This is a genomic window from Rhizobium sp. WW_1, from assembly GCF_003610155.1.
GTDB classification, from domain to species: Bacteria; Pseudomonadota; Alphaproteobacteria; order Rhizobiales; family Rhizobiaceae; genus Rhizobium; species Rhizobium tropici_A.
This window is the reverse complement of record NZ_RAIN01000020.1, coordinates 76,340-91,416: the sequence shown is the minus strand read 5'-3', so window position 1 is coordinate 91,416 and position 15,077 is coordinate 76,340. Positions and strand designations below refer to the sequence as shown.

Sequence of the window (15,077 nt, the reverse complement as noted above, 5' to 3'; positions counted from 1 at the left end):
GCGGCGGGACCTTTCATCGATCCTTGTCTTGCGGCGTGAGAAAATCACCGATGGGCGGGGCCTTGAGGACGAACTGACGATCCGAGACGATGTAGTTGTCGGCGTGCAAACGGGCTATCGGCTGGTAGTTTTCGGGGTCGACATAATGTCCAGCCTCGTCGAGGCAATTGCGGCGCACATGCATGTGGACGACTTCGCCAAGCACGAGGGTGCGGCGCGGATAGTCGATCAGCCGTTCGACCTTGCATTCGAAGACGCAAGGGGATTCGGCGGCATAGGCGGCATCGATCTTGCGGCAGGGAGTGGCTGTTAGCCCGGCCATTGCGAGTTCGTCGATCTCGCTGTCGAATCCGAGACCACAGACCAGCATCTGCTGCGAGATCGGCATATCGACCATGTTGATCGCAAATTCCTGCGTTCGGCGGATATTGGCGACGGTATCCTTTTCCTCGCCGCTTAGCCTTGGTTGTATGCCCAGGATGACGATCGGCGGGTCGTGCGAGAAGACGTTGAAGAAGCTCATCGGCGCGGCATTGTTGTGCCCGGCCGGCGAACGCGTCGTCACCAGAGCGATCGGGCGAGGCCCGACGAAGTTCGTCAAAAGCCGATAACGGCTCTGAGGCTCAAGCTCGGCAAAGTCGAATTCCATCGCGTGATCCGTGTGTCAATTTATGATTGACAATATCATTTCATATTGTCAACAATGCTGCAATCAAAATCCAATTGTTGTGATTGACTTTTTCCTTCGCATCACGCTTCTCTAGCCTTAACGAGGAGTGCAACTCATGACCGATCAAAACGGGACCTCCGTTGAGCAGATTGTCGAGAAGGTCTGGCTGTCCATCGCGGAAAGAAGGCTGAGACCCGGCGTTCAGCTCAAGGAAGAGCAGATGGCCGCGATCTTCCATGTCAGCCGCGCGCGCATCCGCCAGGCGCTGTCGACATTGCAGCGCGATGGGCTTGTCATGATCATTCCCAACCGTGGCGCCTTTGTCTCGAAGCCTTCCGTCGAAGAAGCCCGGGATGTGTTTTTCGTCCGCCGCACGGTCGAGCGTTGCGTCGTAGAGCGGCTCTGCAAGGGCATCTCCAAGGCTGATGTGAAGCGTTTGCGCGACCATGTTGCCAAGGAGCGCATCGCCAATACGGATGATGTCACCACCGACATCATCAAGCTCTCCGGCGGCTTCCATCTGCTGCTGGCGGAAACCGTCGGCTCGGACTTTCTGTTTTCGACGATGCGCGATCTGATCGCTCGTTCCTCCCTGATCACAGCCGTTTATCGCAATACCAACCGCTTCAATTGCGGCCCGGACGAGCATGCCGAGATCGTCGAGGCTATTGTCAGCAATGATGTACACAAGGCGACGCATCTCATGGCGCATCACCTTGAACACGTCGAATCGGAACTCGATCTGACTGAGATCCGTGACCTTTCCCACGACCTGCGTGCGGCGCTCGCCTGAGGCCGCCGCAGGCGATCTTCCTTATTCGTCATCCACCAGATGGCATGCAATCCGCGTTCCGTTCGACAATGTTCGAACCGCCGGCACCTCGGCCGAACATCTGATCGTTGCCAGCGGGCATCGTGGATGGAAAGCGCAACCCGAAGGGGGCTTGAGCGGGCTCGGTACTTCGCCACCGGCCAGTTCACGATCGCGCCTTGGCGCATCGATGTTCGGGATGGTTTCCAGAAGCAGCTGGGTGTAGGGATGGCGCGGGCGTGCAAATAGCGCCTCCGTCTCTCCTTCCTCGACAATCCGGCCTAGATACATCACCGCGATCCGATCCGACATGTGGCGGACGACGCTCATATCGTGGCTGATGAAGAGATAGGTGAGGCCCAGCTCGTCCTGCAGCCGTCGCATCAGGTTCAGGACCTGTGCCTGCACGGAAACGTCAAGCGCGGAGGTAGGCTCGTCGCAGACAAGAAATTCCGGCTCGCTTGCAAGCGCACGGGCAATCGAGATGCGCTGGCGCTGGCCGCCGGAGAACTCGTGCGGGAATTTCTCGCCGTCCGAAACCGAAAGTCCGACAGTCAGCAACAGTTCCTCGACCCGCTCGATGATTTCCTTCGCCGAGTTGCGTAGCTTCAGTTCGCGCAGCGGCTCGGCGATGATGTTCTTGACCCGCCAGCGCGGATTGAGGGAAGCATAGGGGTCCTGAAAGATCATCTGGGCTGACAGCGGCGTGCCGCCGCGCCCCGGCGCGAAGCGGATCTCGCCGCTTGTCGGCTTGTAGAGGCCTGTCACCAGTCGTGCGACGGTGGATTTGCCGCAGCCGCTTTCGCCGACGATGCTGAGACAGCCCCCGGCCGGAACCGCAAAACTGATCTCGTTGACCGCCTGCAGGAACTGACGCGGCTTGCGCTCGACCACCCGGTTGAGCCAGGGGGCGGAGACGTCGAAGGTCTTGACCAGCCCGTCGACGGCCAAGGCGGGGGTCTTTTCGGACGATAGGGTCATGCGGTGCCTCCCGCGTTGAGCCAGCAGGCGCTTGCGCCGTCGGCAGTCGAGATCAGTTCCGGCCGCTCGCGCAGGCAGCGCGGGCCGGTGGACCTGCAGCGCGGATTGAAGGCGCAACCGTTCGGAATGGCGTCCAGCCGAGGCATTGAGCCGTCGATCTGGTTCAGCTTCTCGACGCGGGCGCCGAGCGAGGGAATGGAGGCCATCAGCCCTTGTGTATAGGGATGGCGCGGCGCGTGCAGCACCTGCTCCACCGAGCCGATCTCGATCAGACGACCGGCATACATGACGGCGACGCGGTCCGCGGCCTCGGCAATGACGCCCATATCGTGCGTCACCAGCATGACGGCTGCCTGCTTCTCTTTGCAGAGCCTGCGAAGCAGCGAAATGATCTGCGCCTGGATCGAGACATCGAGCGCCGTTGTCGGCTCGTCCGCGATGATCAACTTCGGCGAGGCTGCGAGCGCAAGTGCGATGACGACGCGTTGGCGCATGCCGCCGGAGAACTGATGCGGATAGTGATTGACCCGTTCGTCCGGCGAAGGGATGCCAACATCGCGCAGCAGCTGGACGGCGCGGGCACGTGCTTCGACCTTGCCGAGCGGCAGATGCTGCCGGATCGTTTCCGTCAATTGTGCTCCGACCGTGAAAAGCGGGTTCAGCGAGGTGAGCGGGTCCTGGAAGATCGCGCCGATCTCGCGGCCGCGAATATGCTGCATTGCCCGGTCGTCGAGAGTATCGATCCGCCGGTTGCCGAGCCAGATTTCGCCGCCGGCGATGCGGCCGGGACGCTCGAGCAGACCCTGGATGGCAAGCCCGGTCATCGACTTGCCCGCGCCGGATTCGCCGACGACACCAAGGATCTCGCCCGGGCGGATGGTAAGGCTGACATCCGACAGCGCCGTGACCGTGCCGCGGCGGTTCGGAAATTCCACCTTGAGGTTTCGAACGTCGATAACCGGCTGCTGTGCCTCAACCATGGTCTGCCTCGATCGGATAGCTGGGCGGGAAGATGTCGGAAACAGGCGGGTGGTTCCAACTGCGCTCGGGATATTTGGCGATCAGCCGGTCATATTGCGCCTGTGCCTGCTCGCGTGCCTTGTCCATGTCGAAGTTCGCCAGCTGGCGATCCAGCATCGAGAGGCGGCCATCGACGAAGACCGCGCGGGTTGCCTTGCCTGAACCGCCGGTTACGAGGGTCGTGATCGGATCGACCGATGGTGCCATGATCGCGTCGCCGAGATCGAAGACGGCGATGTCGGCGCGTGCGCCAGGCGAAAGATGCCCAAGATCGGAGCGGCCGAGCGCGCGGGCGCCGCCAAGCGTGGCCGCGTCGAAGAGATCGGCACTGCGTACCTTGTCGGGCGCGTGATCGTTGATGCGGCAGGTGATGAGGCCGACGAGCAGGTTCATCAGCATATCGGGCGGCGACGTATCCGTTCCCATGGCGATATTGATGCCCTGCCGGCGGCATTTCGAGAAAGAGTTGAGCGTCGAGCCGCTGCGTGCTGAGACGAGCGGACAGTGAACGATGGAAACGCCGTGCTCGGCGTAAAGCCCAAGATCCTCCTCGGTCGCGTTGGTGGCATGCGGCGCGATCAGCCGCTCGCTCAAGAGCTTGTTCTTGGCAAGCCAGACGGGCGCCGTCGAACCGTGCAGCCTCCGTACGGTGTCCACCTCCATTGTGCCCTGCGCCATATGCAGGCGGAACTTGCAGCAGAGATCCTGCGCAGCCGCATCGGTGCGTTGCAGGAGGGCAAGGGTCGACGTCTCGACGCGATCGGGCGCCAGCATGCCGCGCACCAGATCCCCATGCGCACCTTGCTGCCGCTCGATGTAGGTGATGGCGTCCCTCAGGCCCTGGAACCCGCGCTCTTCATCGAATACGGGCACCATCTTGCCCGGCGTCTCCAGCACCATGCCGCCGGAACGATAGGCGGGGCTGAGATAGACGCGCAAGCCGAGATCACCGGCAGCTTCCGCCGCCGCATCGAATTCGGCGACGGTCTCGCCCCATTCGCGATAGAAGAGCGATGCGATGGGCGCTGCGGTCGTAATGCCGTTCAACAACAGCTGGCCGAAAGCAAAGCGCTTCTGGAAGGCCAATTCTTGCTGTGAATACATCTCGTAGGGGCCTGCCTCCACATAGGAGCGCGGCCAGACGCGGCCTTTGGCCCAGCCGGGATGGTTGTCGATGCCGAGGATCGTCGTGTCGAGATCGGAAAGCGCATCGAGGTCGATCAGGCCTGGGCTGATGAGAGCGTTGCCGAAATCGATGCGGCGCGCCACCTTGCCGGGGAAGTTATGGCCGACGAAAAGAATGGCGCCATTCTCAAAGACGACCTGACCGTTACGCAGCAGCGTGTGACCGTCATCCTTATGGCCGACCACCCAGCTCGCCGTCACCAGGGTCCGGCCTTCCGGCCGGCACCCGAGTGAAAGATCAGCGAAATCCCCCGCCATCATGGCATCTCCACCACGGCCTGGCCCTGGCGGGCGACCACACGGCCACGCTTCACGACCAGCGGGCGCGGTGCGACCTCGACCACGGCATGCGCCAGCGTCTGACCGACCAGCAGGGTGAGATCGGCATCGCAACCGACCTTCAGCCCATAATTCTCAAGCTCCATGACGTCGGCACCGCCCTGCGAGACGATGTGCAGTACATGTTCCAGATCGCGGTCCGACCGCAGGCCATTCTTCATGCCGATGATCTGTGCGCGATCGAGCATATCGGGCTGGCCCCACGGACCCCAGGTGTCGCGGATACCGTCGCAACCACCGGCAACGCGCACGCCTGCTTCCTTGAGGCGCATGATAGAAGGCACGGCCGCTGAAGGCGCGCCGGTCGTCACGATCGCCACGTCGAGCTTGGCGATCTCGTCGATCAGCTTGCCGACGCGCAGATAGTCGTTCATGCCGAGCGCGAAGGCGTGGCTGATGGCGACCTTGCCCTGCATGCCGTTGGCGCGGATGCGCTCGAACATCAGCTCCATCGTGAAGGCGCCGAGTTCGCCGGCTTCATGCAGATGGATGTCGATTGCAACGCCGTGCTTGGTGGCAAGGGCAAACAGGATATCGAGCTGGCCCTTGGGATCGCGGTCGATGCCGCAGGGGTCGATACCGCCGAGTACTTCGCATCCCCGGCGCAGCGCTTCGTCAAGCAACTCCACCGTGCCCGGCATGACCATGACGCCGGATTGCGGGAAAGCGACGATCTCGATATCGATAATGCCCCGGAGCTTCTCTTTTGTTTCCCATACGCCCTCGACCAATCGCAAGCCGTGGGTTGGGTCGATATCGACATGGCTGCGAATGTGGCTGGCCCCATGCGCTGCAAGACCGATTGCATGGCGCATGGACTGGCGATGCGGGTCGATGCCGATTTCCAGGCGATGCTCGCGTTCGAAGTCGATGCGCTCGCGCAAGATCGCGGCGCGGTTGTTCACATGCCACGGCATGCCCCAAGTGGTCTTGTCGAGATGAGTATGGGCGTCGATCAGGCCCGGCGCCGCAATGGCATTCCCACCGTCTTCGACGGCCATGCCCGGCTCGGCCTCGAACTTTCCGAAGCCGGCAATCTTCCCGTCGCGGATCAAGATGTCGCAGGTTTCGCCAGCCATGGGCCGGACATTGCGCAGCAGAAGATTGGTCATGAACTTACCTCAGTTTCGGATTGAGAGCGTCGCGCAGCCAGTCGCCGAGCAGATTGACGGCGACGACGAGCAGACAGAGTTGAATGACGGGGAACAGCACGATCCACCAGGAACCGGCAAACAGGAACTGGTTGCCGATGCGGATGAGCGTGCCGAGCGATGGCTGGCTCGGCGGCATGCCGATACCAAGGAAGGAGAGTGTCGCCTCGGTCAGGATCGCCATGCCGAAGTTGAGCGTCGCTGCGACCATGATCGGCGTCAACGTGTTGGGCAGGATGTGCTTGGCCATGATGCGGCGCGCCGGCACGCCGATTAGCCTCGCCGCCTGCACATAGTCCTTGCCGGCTTCGACGATCGCCTGCGCCCGCACCGTGCGGGCATATTGCACCCAGCTCGATAGCGCGATCGCAAAGACGAGAACGGCTGACGCGCCGATTTCACGCAGGTTCTCCGGCAGCATCTGTCGTACGACGGTGGAGACGAGAATGGCGACGAGGATGGTGGGGATGGAGAGCATGACATCGCCGATGCGCATCAGCAGATTGTCGATGAAGCCGCCGAAGAAGCCGGCAACCAGGCCGGCGATCATGCCGATCGCCAGCGATAGCGCAACCGAGGCAATGCCGATGACGATCGAGATGCGCGTGCCATAGAGAATGGCCGACAGCATGTCGCGCCCTTGCGTATCTGTGCCGAGCAGATAGGGCATTTCGCCGCCATCTCGCCAGATCGGCGGCAATTCGGCCTTCCACATGTCGAGCTGCGCCCCGTCATAGGGGTTCTGCGGCGCGATCAGCGGCGCGAAGACGGCGGTCAGGATCAAGATTGCAAGCACGACGGCACCGATGATCGCTGCCTTGCTATGCGTGAAGGACCACCAGAGATCGCTGTTGCGAAGGCGCTTGAAGAGCGGCGGACGCGAGGGCTTTTCCGGCTTCGAAATGTCTGAGAGTTCCATGGTCATCGAGCGGCTCCTGGTTTCGATCAGCGTGCGGTGCGCAGGCGGGGATCGATCACCGCATAGGCGATGTCCACCAACGTGTTGAGAACGACAAAGATGAAGGAGATGATGCAGAGATAGGCCGCCATCACGGGAATATCGAGGAAGGTGACGGCCTGGATGAAGAGCATGCCCATGCCGGGCCACTGGAACACGGTTTCGGTGATCAACGCAAAGGCGATCAGCGCGCCGACATTCATCGCCGTCATGGTGACGACCGGCATCAGACAGTTGCGCAGGGCATGGCGGAAATAGATACGCCAGCGTGGAATGCCGCGGGCGCGGGCGAATTTTACGTAGTCGGAGCGCAGCACTTCCAGCATTTCGGCCCGCACCAGGCGCATGACCAGCGTGATCTGATAGAGCGAGAGCGCGATCGATGGCAGGATCAGTGCCGCGCGACCCGACGGCGTCAGGAAGCCGGTGGACCACCAGCCGATCTGCACCACATCGCCGCGCCCGAAGGCGGGCAGCCAGCCCAAGCTTACGGAGAAGGCGAGGATGAGCAGGATGCCGACGACGAAGCTTGGCAGGGATACCCCGATGATCGACAGGAACTGCAGCCCCTCGGTATACCATTTACCGCGCTTGATGGCCGTGAGCACGCCGAGAGGAATGCCCGCGATAAGCGAGATCAGCGTTGCGACGAAGACGAGTTCCAGCGTGGCCGGGAAGCGTTCGGCGATCAGTGGCAGCACCTTCTGACCATTACGATAGGAGACGCCGAAATTGCCTTCCGCTGCATTGACGACGAAGCGGATATATTGGGTCGGCAGACTGTCGTTGAGGCCGAGCTTCTCGCGCAATGCGGCGCGATCCGCCTGCGAGGTCTGCTCGCCCACCATCAACTCCACAGGGTCACCGGCAAGCCGGAAGATCAGGAATGCCAGAAGCGCGACGGCAAGCATCACCAGGATTGCATTCCCGAGGCGCTTGATGATGAAAACCAGCATGAGACCCTCTCAGCTTCGCTTCGTCCTTCGGCAAATATGCGCACGAAGGAGTTGGCGAAATTTCCTTGGGGGATCAAGAAAGAACGGCTGCAGCGCTATTGCGCAAAACCCTGTTGCTTCGAGCCGCGAGAATGCGCGCTACCGGCAACAGATGTCGTTCGCTGCGAGCAAACCTCCCTCACTCCCTGTGCGCCATTAGCGCAGAAATTTCGAATTTGTCAACGCGATTGTCGACAATATTAGCTGCACAATGTTGTCGAACTGGCTCTTCCGCAAACTGACCGATGGAGATTCGGCCATAGGCAGCATCGCTTCGCGAGGACTCAACTGCGGCAGGCATCCGTATCGTAAGCAGGAGGGTTGCGGCCTTCTTATCGAGGAATGCCGACTCAAAGAAAAAGCGCCTCGCAATCTGCGAAGCGCTCTTTTCGTCGTTCGGCAAAAGGATGCGGCGACGACTATTCCGCCATCTGCGTCAGCCACAGGCGCGGCTTGTTGTCGGCGCGGAAATCGATGCTCTTGACCTTCTTCAGCACGGCCCAGGCGATCGGCTGCTGATGCAGCGGGATGAGCATTGCCTGGTCCTTGGCGATCTTGAGAGCCTGTGCCTCGAGAGCCAAGCGCTTCTCGTTGTCCGGCTCCTGCGCTGCCTGTGCCACCAATTTGTCGAGGTCGGGGTTCGACCAGCCGCCATAGTTGGAGACGCCCATGGCGCCATTGCGCGTCGACAGGACCTGCGAGAGGAGAGAATAGGCATCGAGCGTCGGTTCGTTCGCCCAGCTCAGATTGAAGACATCGGCCTTGCCGTTGCTGCGCTTGGCCGTTTGTACCGCACGCGGAGCGATGTCGATGCTCGGCTGGAAACCGCCGCGCTTCAGCATGTTGGCAACGCCAGAGCAGATATCCTCTTCGTTGATGCTCTCGTCGTTCATGCACATGTAGGTGAAGGCGAGGTTTTTTTGGCCGGCTTCGTCCAGAAGCTTCTGTGCCAGCTTCGGATCGGCCTGGTTGTAGGTGTCGAGATCCTTGACGTAGCCGGAGATCTCGGGGGCGATGAGCGAGCCGGAAGGCCGGGCCAGACCGCGCATCACCTTCTTGTTGATCAGGTCACGGTCGATGGATGCCTCGAAGGCTTGTCGAACGCGCAAGTCATTGAAGGGATTGGGGCGCCCATCCTCAAGCTTGTCCTTGCGGTTGAAGGCGATGAAGACGGTGCGCAATTCCGTGCGCTTCTTCACGATGATATCAGGCATGGATTCCAGGCGCGGCAGATCCTGGATCGGCGCGGAATCGATGAAGTCGATTTCGCCGGAGAGAAGTGCTGCGACACGCGTTGCAGCCGAGGCGATCGGCACAAACTCGATCCGGTCGAGATTATGCTTCTTCTGGTCCCACCAGCCGGGATTGGCAACGAGGACCGTCTTGCTGTCGGGCACGCGGCTTTCGAGCTTGAACGGGCCGGTGCCGTTGGTATGCATGGTCGTGAAGCCTTCGACCTTCGAAGCGATATCGGTCGGCTTCTCGCTATCATTGTCCTTCAGCCATTGGGCGTTGAACATGAAGATGTTGGTGATGTCGTTCAGGAAAAGCGAGGTCGGCGCGGAAACTTCGATGTCGACCGTGTGGTCGTCGACTTTCTGGACGCCGACATAAAGCGGGATGTTGCCGCGCAGCGGCGATGAAGGGTCGGCGGCGCGCTTGAACGACGCCACGACATCATCGGCGGTAAAGTCCGCGCCATTGTGGAACTTCACGCCCTGTCGCAGCGTGAAGCGCCAGTGCTTGTTGTCTATCAGCTTCCAGTCAGTGGCAAGCGCCGGCTCGATCTTGAAGTTCGCATCGTAGCGAACGAGCCCCTCATAGATGTGATTGAGGAAAGCGAGGTTAGAGGTGGACGGGACCGAATCCGGGTCCAGTGAATAGATATCCGCCCGGCTGCCCCAGCGCAGTGTGGCGGCGTCGGCGGGCGCCGCGATGGCTGCGGCTGCCAATGCGGCAATGACGATCTGTTTGAAACGAAGCATCTGTTCCTCCCCTTCGTTATTTGATGGGCCTAAGTCCCAATTTGCTCGGAGTATCGGCGGAGCTTTTCCTATTGTCAATTAAATTGTCGACAATTATCGTATCCAAAATTCAACGAGATCGGCGCCACTTTGGCTGCGGCAACGAGGGAGGGAAAGGTGGAGGGCTTGCTACTTGTGCATGGGACGATCGTCACGGTCGATGGAGAACGTCGCATCATAGAGGATGGTGCTTTGGCGATCTCGGCAGACAGGATCGTTGATATCGGTGCGGCTGAGGAACTGATGCCGCGTCATTCAGACAAGAAGGTGATCGACTGTCGCGGGAAATTGATTATCCCTGGCTTAATCGATGCCCACGGCCACGCCGGTCATGCGCTTATCCGCAGCATTGCCGCCGATACCAACGGCCTATGGATGCGCGTGGTCACGCCGACCTATTATCACTTTATCACGCGCGACTTCTGGTATGCGGATGGGCTTGTGTCGGGGCTTGAGCGGCTGCGCGCCGGCGTGACGACGGGTGCCAGCATCATCACCTCTATGCCCCGCAGCGACGATCCCGTCTTTGCCATCAACCATGCGCGCGCCTACACCGAGATCGGCCTGCGCGAGATCGTCTGCGTCGGCCCTTCCGGGCTGCCCTGGCCGCATCCCGTCACGCGATGGGAAAGCGGCAGGCCGGAGCGCCGCAACGTTACCTTCGAGCAGATGATCGAAGGCTCGGAAACCGTGATCGAGGCGCTTGATGGCAGCGCGGGCGGACGCATCAAGGTGTTCCTCACTCCCTTTACCATCGTTCCGTCCGTCGAGCCCTCGAATGCCTCGACCCCGGACCAAGCCGTGAACCTAACGAAAGACGATCGGCTGCAGGCACGCAGGGTTCGGGAGACGGCGCACAAATGGAACGTGCGCATCCATTCCGACGCCTTTGCCGGGCAGATCCGCATGGCATTCCAGGACAAGGAAAACGCGCTTCTCGGGCCTGATATTCATCTACAGCATTGCTGGGGCATCTCGCATGAGGAGATGGATATCCTGGCAGAGACCGGCACGAACGTTACCCACGCGCCGCCCGGGCGCTCCACGCCGATCCTTGAGATGATGTCGCGAGGCATTCCGCTGGCGATCACCTCCGACGGTGCCGCGCCGAGCCGGCACTTCGACATGTTCCAGACGGCAAGGATCGCTCAATCCACCCAGCATATCCTGCATAATCATGATCGCTATCTGCTCCCGCCGGGCAAGATCTTCGAGATGATCACCATCGATGCCGCCAAGGTCATCGGCATGGACCATGAGATTGGCTCGCTCGAGGTCGGCAAGAAGGCGGATATTGCCATTGTCGACATGCGCAAGCCACATCTGATGCCAAATTGGATGCCGGTGCATCGCCTGGTCCATCAGGTACTTGGTAGCGATGTCGATACCGTGATCGTCGACGGTAAGGTGCTGATGGAGGCTGGCAGGGTGTTGACCGTCGATACCGACGCGGCGCTCGATTTCGGCCAGCGCGAAGCGCTTGCGCTTGTCGAGCGGGCTGGTCTGCAGGTCCATATGCATGATCCCGGTTGGGGGAAATTGCAACGCACGTTCGCCGAGCCCGTACTGCCGCCACAAGCTCCGGATTGCCGATAGCGACGTAGCGGCATTGTAAGGGCGGCTCCTTCTCGCTCGCCTTCTACGCAACTGGTCAAGGGTTGGCGACGATCCGCTGCGCGACCGGGGCGGCGCATGGACTCCCTTGCGACGCTGGACAAGGACTTGGAGATGAGGGTGGGCATGGTTTTCAACGCCATGCCGGTGGGCCGTCAAATCGAGGCTTCGACCCGTTCCCAGGCGGCAGACAGATGCCGCTCTATGATCTCGGACAAGCGGGCCGCATCCCGCGCTTCGAGAGCCGCGATCATTTCCTCATGCTCCGCAACCGCCTTGGCCCAGTTTTCCTCGCCCTGGTGCCCGACGAAGCGCACCCGTTTCAGGCGCGTCTGCAGCATGCCGTGGGTATAGGCCAGCGGTTCATTGTCGGAAAGCGCGGCGATGGCCGAGTGAATGCCCTGGTTGAGCTTGTAGTATTCCATGCGCCGGCCTTCGCGATAATGGCCGAGCATCTCATCATGCATGGATCGGATATGGGCGATCTGCCCGTCGGTTGCATGCTCGCAAGCGAGGCGGCCAGCCAGAATCTCGAGGGTCTTTAGGACAAGCAGCATGTCCTTGATGTCCTTGGTGCTGAATTGACGCACGACCGCCCCGCGGGCCGGTACGAGCTCTACCAACCCCTCGCTGGCGAGGAATTTAATTGCTTCGCGCAAGGGAGTGCGCGACACGCCAAGCCGTTGGCCCATTTGCGTTTCGTGAATGCGCGAACCGGGCGGCAACTCGCCTTCGATGATCATGTCGCGCAGTCGATTGACGATCGCATCATGAAGAGGCACGCGGTCAATCGGACCGAGTTCGCTCGCCGATCCATCCGTTATGTTCGGAAGCGGGTCGGAGCCTGCAACCATGTCCTCTCCCTGGTCTTTCAAAGTAGCGTGTCATCCTCGACGTATCTTTTCCACCGACCACTGTCCAGCCCGGGATCATCAGTGGCCACCGCTGTGAACTTTGTATGCTGTATACAGAATGCTTGACGTCACCTCCTTGCTCCGATAGCGTTGCTGCATTCACTCCAGATCGAGCAGACAAAATGGATGACATGCACGCGGTTCATCGTCCTCTCATTGCCCTTGTCATGGGCGACCCGGCGGGGATTAGTCCAGAACTGGCGGCCCGGCTGCTTGTATCGCAGCGTGTAGGCGAAACTGCTCGGCTGGTGGTGATCGGAGACCGACGCGTTCTTGACGAGGGCGCTGCGGCGGCGGGAGTAGAGTTGAAGCTGCAGCCAGTGTCCGTGAATGAAGTCGATCGGACGTTGGAGGCAACCCGCGCATTCGTGGATCTTGGCAATCTGGCGCCGGGCGATGTCAGCAAGGGGGAGGCGACCCTTGCAGGCGGGCGCTTTGCCATCGAGAACTTCCGCAAGGCCCTTGAGCTTGGCCGTGACGGCAAAGTCGATGCGGTATGCTTCACGCCCTTCAACAAGAAGGCCATGCGCCTTGCCTATCCGGGCTATGACGACGAAATCCGCTTCATCGCCGATGTGTTGCAGCATCGCCAAAAGATGCGGGAATTCAACGTGCTGGAAAAGATCTGGAATGCGCGCGTGACGTCGCATATCCCGCTTTCGGCCGTGGCCTCCCACATTTCCCAGGAAGCCATCCTCGCCGAGCTCGATCTGACGCGGAGATGCCTGATCAAGGCCGGGATCACCGAGCCCAGGATTGCCGTTGCCGGGCTCAATCCCCATGCCGGCGACGGCGGTACCTTCGGGATGGAGGAAATCGACATCATCGAGCCGGCTGTCGCCAAGGGTATCGCGAGGGGCTGGCTGGTCGAGGGACCGTTTCCGGCCGATACTGCGTTCCTGACGGCACTGAAAGGCGGCTTCCATGCAGTGCTGACCATGTATCACGACCAGGGTCAGATCGCGATGAAGATGATGGGTTTTGATCGCGGCGTGACCATGATTGGCGGGCTGCCGTTCCCCGTCTGCACGCCGGCACACGGCACGGCCTATGACATCGCCGGCAAAGGCATTGCCAATGTGGGCGCGAGCGAAGAGGCCTTATTGCTGGCGGCGCGCATGGTTGGGCAGGAGCAGAGGCCAAGCGCCCTTGAATGATCAAGGGCGGGATATAACCGCAGCCAAGGGCGACCTTTGGCAAGATAAGCCATTGCCTCTCTCGCGTGTCTACGAACACCATTCATTCCATCGCTGAGTGAATCACGCGGCACCGCTTCTGCGGCGCTTGACAGATGTGATTATGTCCATCACGATCAGTAAAGCGTTTTACTAAAGCGTTTTACTAAAGCGGTTTACAAAGCATGGCGAACGAACGGATCTCCGGTTTGAAGGATGTGGCGAAAGCCGCTGGCGTATCGGTGGCGACCGTCTCGCGCATGCTGAACGGCTCGCTTGATCTACCGGCGGCAACCAAGCAGCGCATCGATGAAGCGATCGCCTCCCTCAAATATCAGCCGAACCCCCATGCCCGACGTCTAAGCCGCGGCCGCTCGGACACGATCGGCCTGGTGGTTCCCGATATTGCCAACCCGTTCTTTGCAACGATGGTCGCCGCCATCGAGGAGGAGGCCAACGACCGGGGGCTTGCTGTGTCGCTCTATGCGACGCTCAATAGGACCGGCCGTGAAGTTGCCTATCTCAGACTAATTGAGCACAATCACGTCGATGGTTTGGTCTTCGTTACCAACCATCCCGATGACGGGGAGCTTGCAGAGCTCATCAATCGAACCGGCAAGGTCATCGTCGTCGACGAAGACGTGCCGCTTGCCGTCGTCCCAAAGCTCTTTTGCGATAATTTTCAGGGTGGCCAGCTCGCCGGCCGGCACTTGGCGGAATTCGGGCATCGGCAGGTGCTGTATGTCGGCGGCCCCGATGCGATGATCAGCACGCAGCGGCGCTTCAACGGATTATGCAAGGGGCTGCGGGAGCGCTTCGGCGATGCCGCCTCGATCCGGCGCTATAGCGGTGAATATACGATCGCTTGTGGGCGGGAGATGGCACGGCGGTTCTTAGACGAAGGCATGCCGGCAACGGCCATTTTCGCCAGCTCCGACGAAATCGCCATCGGTATGATCGAAGTCCTGAGGGAAAGGGGGATTTCGATCCCCGAGGACCTGTCTCTCATCGGCTTCGACGATGTCAGCCCCTTACATCTTTTTGCGCCGCCCGTGACGGCTATCCGGCAGCCGGTGCGCACCATCGGGCAACGCGCGCTCGCCCTTCTTCTTGAGACAAACTGGCAGGAGAGCAAATCGCTCGCCACAGAGGAACTCGTGCCAGTCGAAATCGTCGTGCGGAAATCCGTTGCACCGCCTTCGACACATAACAAGCAACGATAACAAAACCAGAGGATGAG

The 15,077-nt window shown here is 60.7% G+C and carries 13 protein-coding genes; 4 read left to right on the top strand and 9 right to left on the bottom strand.

Going from position 1 to position 15,077, the window contains the following annotated elements:
• Positions 1-13: 13 nt before the first annotated feature.
• A complete protein-coding gene (locus tag BJ928_RS33235) occupies positions 14-649 on the bottom strand; it encodes a flavin reductase family protein (protein WP_047635972.1) in 636 nt (211 codons plus the stop codon).
• A 136-nt stretch (positions 650-785) separates the two neighbouring features.
• Here BJ928_RS33235 and BJ928_RS33230 point away from each other — a divergent pair, with 136 nt between their 5' ends.
• Positions 786-1,463, top strand: a complete 678-nt coding sequence (locus tag BJ928_RS33230; RefSeq protein ID WP_047635971.1) for a GntR family transcriptional regulator — start codon at positions 786-788, stop codon at positions 1,461-1,463.
• 21 nt (positions 1,464-1,484) lie between these two features.
• Here BJ928_RS33230 and BJ928_RS33225 read toward each other — a convergent pair whose 3' ends face one another.
• From BJ928_RS33225 to BJ928_RS33190, 7 genes are all read right to left on the bottom strand, one after another.
• The gene (locus BJ928_RS33225; protein WP_047635970.1) at positions 1,485-2,462 is read right to left on the bottom strand and encodes an oligopeptide/dipeptide ABC transporter ATP-binding protein; all 978 of its coding nucleotides are present in this window, start codon (positions 2,460-2,462) and stop codon (positions 1,485-1,487) included.
• Positions 2,459-3,442: an ABC transporter ATP-binding protein gene (locus BJ928_RS33220; protein WP_047635969.1), complete on the bottom strand. Its 984-nt coding sequence runs from the start codon at positions 3,440-3,442 to the stop codon at positions 2,459-2,461. Before BJ928_RS33220 ends, BJ928_RS33225 begins: the two co-directional genes overlap by 4 nt.
• On the bottom strand, positions 3,435-4,925 hold the full coding sequence (locus BJ928_RS33215; protein WP_047635968.1) for an amidohydrolase family protein: 1,491 nt from the start codon (positions 4,923-4,925) through the stop codon (positions 3,435-3,437). Before BJ928_RS33215 ends, BJ928_RS33220 begins: the two co-directional genes overlap by 8 nt.
• The gene (locus BJ928_RS33210) at positions 4,925-6,118 is read right to left on the bottom strand and encodes an amidohydrolase family protein (RefSeq protein ID WP_047635967.1); all 1,194 of its coding nucleotides are present in this window, start codon (positions 6,116-6,118) and stop codon (positions 4,925-4,927) included. Before BJ928_RS33210 ends, BJ928_RS33215 begins: the two co-directional genes overlap by 1 nt.
• A 4-nt stretch (positions 6,119-6,122) precedes the next feature.
• Positions 6,123-7,082 (bottom strand): ABC transporter permease, encoded by a 960-nt coding sequence (locus BJ928_RS33205; RefSeq protein WP_047635966.1) that lies wholly within the window; start codon positions 7,080-7,082, stop codon positions 6,123-6,125.
• A 20-nt stretch (positions 7,083-7,102) separates the two neighbouring features.
• On the bottom strand, positions 7,103-8,071 hold the full coding sequence (locus tag BJ928_RS33200; protein WP_047635965.1) for an ABC transporter permease: 969 nt from the start codon (positions 8,069-8,071) through the stop codon (positions 7,103-7,105).
• Between the two features lie 458 nt (positions 8,072-8,529).
• Positions 8,530-10,095, bottom strand: coding sequence for an ABC transporter substrate-binding protein (locus BJ928_RS33190; RefSeq protein ID WP_047635963.1), 1,566 nt, complete (start codon positions 10,093-10,095; stop codon positions 8,530-8,532).
• Positions 10,096-10,251: 156 nt separating this feature from the next.
• Here BJ928_RS33190 and BJ928_RS33185 point away from each other — a divergent pair, with 156 nt between their 5' ends.
• Positions 10,252-11,730 (top strand): amidohydrolase family protein, encoded by a 1,479-nt coding sequence (locus tag BJ928_RS33185; RefSeq protein ID WP_047635962.1) that lies wholly within the window; start codon positions 10,252-10,254, stop codon positions 11,728-11,730.
• Positions 11,731-11,903: 173 nt separating this feature from the next.
• Here BJ928_RS33185 and BJ928_RS33180 read toward each other — a convergent pair whose 3' ends face one another.
• Positions 11,904-12,602, bottom strand: coding sequence for a GntR family transcriptional regulator (locus BJ928_RS33180; RefSeq protein ID WP_052227955.1), 699 nt, complete (start codon positions 12,600-12,602; stop codon positions 11,904-11,906).
• A gap of 182 nt (positions 12,603-12,784) precedes the next feature.
• Between BJ928_RS33180 and BJ928_RS33175 the strand changes: the two genes are divergently transcribed.
• Together BJ928_RS33175 and BJ928_RS33170 are read left to right on the top strand one after the other, a co-directional pair.
• Complete coding sequence (locus tag BJ928_RS33175; protein ID WP_047635961.1) at positions 12,785-13,819, top strand: 4-hydroxythreonine-4-phosphate dehydrogenase PdxA; 1,035 nt, start codon at positions 12,785-12,787, stop codon at positions 13,817-13,819.
• A gap of 203 nt (positions 13,820-14,022) precedes the next feature.
• Positions 14,023-15,060 (top strand): LacI family DNA-binding transcriptional regulator, encoded by a 1,038-nt coding sequence (locus BJ928_RS33170; protein ID WP_047635960.1) that lies wholly within the window; start codon positions 14,023-14,025, stop codon positions 15,058-15,060.
• Positions 15,061-15,077 lie beyond the last annotated feature (17 nt).

Excerpts from the sequence above, each read along its gene's own strand:
- BJ928_RS33170 (WP_047635960.1), top strand. The coding sequence starts at position 14,023 with ATGGCGAACGAACGGATCTCCGGTTTGAAGGATGTGGCGAAAGCCGCT.
- BJ928_RS33215 (WP_047635968.1), bottom strand. The coding sequence starts at position 4,925 with ATGGCGGGGGATTTCGCTGATCTTTCACTCGGGTGCCGGCCGGAAGGC.
- BJ928_RS33210 (WP_047635967.1), bottom strand. The coding sequence starts at position 6,118 with ATGACCAATCTTCTGCTGCGCAATGTCCGGCCCATGGCTGGCGAAACC.
- BJ928_RS33205 (WP_047635966.1), bottom strand. The coding sequence starts at position 7,082 with ATGACCATGGAACTCTCAGACATTTCGAAGCCGGAAAAGCCCTCGCGT.
- BJ928_RS33200 (WP_047635965.1), bottom strand. The coding sequence starts at position 8,071 with ATGCTGGTTTTCATCATCAAGCGCCTCGGGAATGCAATCCTGGTGATG.
- BJ928_RS33180 (WP_052227955.1), bottom strand. The coding sequence starts at position 12,602 with ATGGTTGCAGGCTCCGACCCGCTTCCGAACATAACGGATGGATCGGCG.
- BJ928_RS33190 (WP_047635963.1), bottom strand. The coding sequence starts at position 10,095 with ATGCTTCGTTTCAAACAGATCGTCATTGCCGCATTGGCAGCCGCAGCC.
- BJ928_RS33220 (WP_047635969.1), bottom strand. The coding sequence starts at position 3,442 with ATGGTTGAGGCACAGCAGCCGGTTATCGACGTTCGAAACCTCAAGGTG.
- BJ928_RS33175 (WP_047635961.1), top strand. The coding sequence starts at position 12,785 with ATGGATGACATGCACGCGGTTCATCGTCCTCTCATTGCCCTTGTCATG.
- BJ928_RS33235 (WP_047635972.1), bottom strand. The coding sequence starts at position 649 with ATGGAATTCGACTTTGCCGAGCTTGAGCCTCAGAGCCGTTATCGGCTT.
- BJ928_RS33225 (WP_047635970.1), bottom strand. The coding sequence starts at position 2,462 with ATGACCCTATCGTCCGAAAAGACCCCCGCCTTGGCCGTCGACGGGCTG.
- BJ928_RS33230 (WP_047635971.1), top strand. The coding sequence starts at position 786 with ATGACCGATCAAAACGGGACCTCCGTTGAGCAGATTGTCGAGAAGGTC.